This window comes from Actinoplanes sp. NPDC048791, from assembly GCF_040650095.1.
Classification (GTDB): Bacteria; Actinomycetota; Actinomycetes; order Mycobacteriales; family Micromonosporaceae; genus Actinoplanes.
The window spans coordinates 1-5,367 of record NZ_JBEZGQ010000589.1 but is presented as its reverse complement, the minus strand read 5'-3'; the positions used below and the strand labels follow the sequence as shown (position 1 = coordinate 5,367).

Here is a 5,367-nt window from a genome sequence, read left to right as displayed (position 1 = left end):
GGCGGGAAGGTTCGGCTTCCCGCCCCGCTCTATTAAAAGGCCTCGCCATCGGCTCGGCGGGATTTGCGCCCACGAGGTCGGTGTCGAGGCCACCGAAAATGACTACGGCAAAGGGCGCCTGGTCATTTTCGGCGCCCTCGACACCGACGGCGCAAATCCGACTTTGGTGGCGGTTACCCCGTCAAACCTTGACTGGGCGTGGGGTCTTCAGGGCCTGGATGATTTCTTGGAGTACTCGTTCTGAGTCTTCGTGGGGGATCTGGCAGGTTCCGGCGGCTTGGTGGCCGCCGCCGCCGTAGCGGAGCATTACTTCGCCGATGTCCACCGGGGAGGTGCGGTCGAGGATCGATTTGCCGCACGCGAAGACGGTGTTGAGTTTCTGGCGGCCCCAGATGATGTGGATCGAGACGCGGGACTCCGGGTAGAGGGCGTAGACCATGAAGCGGTTGCCCGCGTGGATCGTCTCCTCCTCGCGCAGGTCGACCACCACCACGTCGCCGTCGACGTGGCTGACCCGGCGCAGCTGCTCCACGAACATCGCCGAGCAGTCGCGGTAGAGCTCGACGCGCTCGCGGAGATCCGGCAGCTCGAGGATCTCGTCGGCCGTCTGCAGCTGCAGGCAGGCGTCGATCAGCAGCATCATCAGCTGGTAGTTCGAGATCCGGAACTCCCGGAAGCGGCCCAGCCCGGTGCGGCTGTCCATCAGGAAGTTGAGCAGCGTCCAGCCCTGCGGGTCGAGGATGTCGTCCAGCGCGTAATCGGCCGAATCCGCCTGGTCGACGGCGCGCATCAGCTCGTCGGAGATCTCCGGGAAGCGTTCCGCGCCGCCGAAGTAGTCGTAGATCACCCGGGCGGCCGACGGCGCGTCCGGGTCGATGACGTGGTTCGACCGGTCGCCCTTGTTACGCAGCGTCTCCGAATGGTGGTGGTCGAACACCATGTGAGCGCCCGGAGCGAACGGCAGGTTGGTCAAGATGTCACGCTCAGTGATGTCGACCACGCCGTCCTGCACGTCCTTCGGGTGCACGAAGGTGATCTCGTCGATCATGTCGAGCACACGCAGCAGGACGGCGCAGACCAACCCGTCGAAGTCGCTGCGGGTCACGAGCCGGTACTTCACGAGCAATCTCCCTCTGCCGATTGGCACCTTACTCTCCAGTTTGCCACTTTTGCGGCTATGGGCCTGGTCGCATCGGCGTACCGGTTTGATCCGGTGGGAGCCCGCGCTGCGTAAAGTTCTCACGGAAGCTCACGTACGCGGTCGGAGGAAGACCTGACGATGGACACCGTTCCCCAGCTCGCACAGGACCGCAACGCCCCGCCCGCCACTCTGGTGATCTTCGGCGCGTCCGGCGACCTCACCCGGCGCAAGCTGCTGCCGGCCGTGGAGAGCCTGGCCCGGCACAACCGGCTGCCCGGCGAGTTCGCCCTGGTCGGCGTCGCCCGCACGGCCATGGAGGACCACCAGTTCGCCGAGAGCGCGCTCGGTGGCCGCAGCCTCGCCGACAAGCCGCAGCTGCAGGGCGGCGGCATCCGCTACGTCTCCGGCGGCTACGACAACCCGGAGACCTACAAGCGGCTGGCCGAGGTGCTCGACGAGCTCGACGCCACCCGTGGCACCGCGGGCAACCGGATCTTCTACCTCTCGACGCCCGCCGAGGCGTTCCAGCCGGTGATCAACGGGCTGGCCGGCGCCGGGCTCAACCACGCGCGCGAGGGCTCGTTCGCCCGGCTCGTCATCGAGAAGCCGTACGGCAACGACCTGCGCACCGCGCACGAGCTCGACGGCATCGTGCACGCCGCGTTCGACGAGCCCCAGGTCTTCCGCATCGACCACTACCTGGGCAAGGACACCGTCCAGAACGTGCTCGCGCTGCGCTTCGCCAACGCGATCTTCCAGCCCATCTGGAACCGCTCGTGGGTCGACCACGTGCAGATCACCGTGGCCGAGACCCTCGGCGTCGGCACCCGCGGCGGCTTCTACGAACACGCCGGCGCGATGCGCGACATCGTGCAGAACCACGTGCTCCAGGTGCTGGCCCTGGCGCTGATGGAGCCGCCGGCCTCGTTCGACGCCGAGGGGCTGCGCAACGAGAAGGTCAAGCTGCTCCAGGCGATCCGGCTGCCCACCGACCGCGACATCGCCGACCTGGCGGTCCGCGGCCAGTACACCCGCGGCGGCACCCGCGACGACCTGATGGCCGGCTACCGCGACGAGGTCGGCGTCGACCCGCTGTCGCGCACGGAGACGTACGCGGCCATGCGGCTCAACGTCGACAACTGGCGCTGGGCCGGGGTGCCGTTCTACGTGCGTACCGGTAAGCGGCTGCCCGCCCGGGTGACCGAGGTCGCCCTGCAGTTCCAGCGGCCGCCGCACCTGCCGATCCCGACCAACCAGCTCACCGAGCTGGACGCGGACGCGCTGATCCTGCGGATCCAGCCCAACGAGGGCATCTCGCTGCGCTTCGGCGCCAAGGTCCCGGGCCACTCGTTCCGGGTGCGCACGGCCAGCATGGACTTCTCGTACGAGCAGACGTTCCGCGAGGAGTCGCCGGAGGCCTACGAGCGGTTGCTGCTCGACGCCCTGCTCGGCGACCCCACGCTGTTCATCCGCACCGACGAGGTCGAGCAGTGCTGGCGGATCGTCGACCCGATCATCGAGCACTGGAAGAACGACATGTCGCCGATCCCGACCTACGAGGCCGCCTCGTGGGGCCCGACGGACGCCGACCGCCTGATCGGCCGCAGCGGCCGCAAGTGGCGCAACGCGGTCTGACGAGTTACCGCGCCGATCGGGCCTTCACCACGTCGAGGGCCCGGTCGGCGTGCTCGTTCATGTCGCGCTCGCTGTGGATGACGTCGAGCACGGTGCGGTCGGTGTCGATCACGAAGGTCACCCGCTTGACGCTCAGCGGGCCGAGCGGCAGCCGGCGCTTGATCCCGTACGCCTCGGCCGCGCTGTTCTCCGGGTCCGAGAGCAGCGGGTAGTCGAAGCCGTGCAGCTCGGCGAACTGCCGCTGCTTGTCCACTTTGTCCCGGCTGATACCGACCCGCTGCGCGCCGGCCGCGGCATACTCGGCGCCCAGGTCCCGGAAGTTGCAGGCCTCGGCCGTGCAGCCGCTGGTCATCGCGGCCGGATAGAAGAACAGCACGACCGGGCCGTCGGCGAGCAAGGTGCTCAGCCGCCGCGCGGTGCCGTGCTGGTCGGGTAGTTCGAAGTCCGGGGCGACGTCACCCTTGTCGATGCTCACGTGATCAACGTACTCCGGGCTGAGTCTGCCGCCGAGCGCGTCCTCGCCTAGGGTGGAGACACCCACCTGTCCTGTCCGCCACGACCCCTGACTGACCTGACTGACCCCTGCCCGCCCCCGACGAAAGCGACACCGCCATGCAGGTCTCGGTCGCGCACCACCCGCCCAACACGGCCGTTCTGACATTGCGCGGCTCCCTGGACATCGACACCGCGCCGTCGCTGAAGGCCAACCTCAGCCGCCTCGTGGAACGTCCCAGCCCTCGGATCATCGTCGACCTGTCGGGACTCGACTTCTGCGATTCCATGGGCGTCGGCGTCCTGGTGACGGCGCACGGCCGCGCGATGGAACGCGGTGGCTGGGTCCGGCTCGCGGCACCCTCCGGTTTCCTGCGGCGGCTGCTCGACACCCTCGGCCTGATCGACTATCTGTCGCTGCACGCCGACGTCGAGACCGCCATGAAGGACTGACCCCGGCAGCGAGAGGGGCGCCCCGGATGCCCGGGACGCCCCTGCCGTGTCCGAGGGTCAGCTGGTCAGACCGAAGACGATCCGGCCCAGCGTGTCCTCCGTGCCGACGAAGCCTTCCGCCGGGCTGAACTGGCTGTCGCCGAAGTCGACATCCGCGTCGTCAGCCGTACCGCCGACGCCGTCCGGGCCGACGCCGAAGAGCACGTCGAAGTTGGCGCCACCCGAGTCCATCAGGTTGGCCGTCTCGTCGGCGTTGTCGGTGTGCCAGTCACCGAAGAAGTGACCCGCCTCGTGCGCGGTCACGTTGCCCACCGCCTGGCCGACGAAGGCCACCCGGTCGCTGGCCGGGGTCAGGTACGTGTTCAGCGAGGCCGGCCCACCGGCCGGGTCACTGAGCACGTCCTGCAGCACCAGGGCGGTCTCCTCGGTCTCGAAGTTGCCCGGGTCGATGCTCTGCGCGATGCCGATGGTCTCGACCCCGGACTCGTCGATCGTGCCGCCGACCACGATGCGGCTCACGTTCGCCTGGCCCCACGGGTCCGCGTGGTCCTTGCTGTTCAGGATCTTCACCCGGAACTTGCTGTTGAGACCGCTGGCGATCAGATCCTGCTTGATGTTCTCGGTGACGCTCGCGACCACCGCGTCGATCACCTCGTCCTCCTGCACGCGCGGGATGCCCCACTTGGCGAGGAACGCGGAGAACGGGCTGAGCGTCACGTTCCCGGTGCCGCCGAAGACACCGGTGTTGACCCGGGCCCCGTCGAAGTCCAGGAACAGCGTCTGCACGGGCTTGGCCCCCTGCAGGACCGGCCGGTAAGCCTCGACGGTGATGTCGTAGCTGCCGGAACCCCGGGCCACGCCCACGTAGTGCCAACCGGCCTTGGTCGCCACGTAGTCGGTGGCCGCGTTGCCGCCACCGGGCAGCGGCGAGGACGGCGGGTAGATGTAGGTGGCGTCCTGGTCCGACCCGTGCACCTCGCGCGGGTTGGTGTCGTAGACCGTCAGGTACGCCGGCGCGCCCTTGGCCGAGGCGCCGAGCACGTCACCGGCCTTGAGCTTGATCGCGAAGAAGTCCTGGTCGTCCGAGGCCGCCGAGATGGTCACGGTGTACGGGCCCTCGCTGGCCCCGCCGTCCCCGCTGGCCGGATCGAACGGATCGGCCGGCAGCCCGCTGTACGCCGCGACGACCGCGTAGTAGGTGCCCGTGGCCGGGACCTTGTACTGCAGCAGGCTGTCGAAGGAGCCGGCCGCGTCGTCGTTGCTGGCCACGATCGTGCCGTCCGGCGTGTACAGCGCCACCAGCGTGTCCAGCGCGCCCGTCGGGGTGGCCGTCTGCACGGTCACCACCTGTCCGGCGGTGGCCTGCAGCGAGTAGAAGTCGAAGTCGTTGGTGCCCGTACCGGCGGAGCCGTGCGGGCCGTCACCGATGGCGGCGGTGGTGACGATCGCCCGGCGGGCGGCGCCGATGCCGGTGGCCCCGGCGAGCGGGATCGACCCGTCGTCCTCCGGGGTGGCGGCCCGGGCGGCGGGGGTGACGCTCTCGGGAGTGAGCGCGCCGAGGATGCGGATGGCCGGGTTCTGGCCGCTGCCGGTGCCGAAGTTCTTGATCAGCTGGGCGGAGGCGGGGTCCTCGTTGGAGCCGCGGG

At 69.1% G+C, this 5,367-nt stretch carries 5 protein-coding genes; 2 read left to right on the top strand and 3 right to left on the bottom strand.

All coding sequences use genetic code 11. The annotated features are described in order from the left end of the window. Window positions 1–181: 181 nt before the first annotated feature. A complete protein-coding gene (locus AB0C29_RS31900; protein WP_360828018.1) occupies window positions 182–1,120 on the bottom strand; it encodes an exopolyphosphatase in 939 nt (312 codons plus the stop codon). A 159-nt stretch (window positions 1,121–1,279) separates the two neighbouring features. Between AB0C29_RS31900 and zwf the strand changes: the two genes are divergently transcribed. Further along, complete coding sequence (gene zwf, locus AB0C29_RS31895; RefSeq protein ID WP_360828015.1) at window positions 1,280–2,776, top strand: glucose-6-phosphate dehydrogenase; 1,497 nt, start codon at window positions 1,280–1,282, stop codon at window positions 2,774–2,776. A 4-nt stretch (window positions 2,777–2,780) separates the two neighbouring features. Here zwf and AB0C29_RS31890 read toward each other — a convergent pair whose 3' ends face one another. Next, window positions 2,781–3,251: a peroxiredoxin gene (locus AB0C29_RS31890; protein WP_360828012.1), complete on the bottom strand. Its 471-nt coding sequence runs from the start codon at window positions 3,249–3,251 to the stop codon at window positions 2,781–2,783. Window positions 3,252–3,388: 137 nt separating this feature from the next. Here AB0C29_RS31890 and AB0C29_RS31885 point away from each other — a divergent pair, with 137 nt between their 5' ends. Next, on the top strand, window positions 3,389–3,721 hold the full coding sequence (locus AB0C29_RS31885; RefSeq protein WP_212989343.1) for an STAS domain-containing protein: 333 nt from the start codon (window positions 3,389–3,391) through the stop codon (window positions 3,719–3,721). 57 nt (window positions 3,722–3,778) lie between these two features. Here the strand turns inward: AB0C29_RS31885 and AB0C29_RS31880 are convergent. Next, the coding region (locus AB0C29_RS31880; RefSeq protein WP_360828009.1) for a PPC domain-containing protein at window positions 3,779–5,367 on the bottom strand (1,589 nt) is incomplete at its 5' end.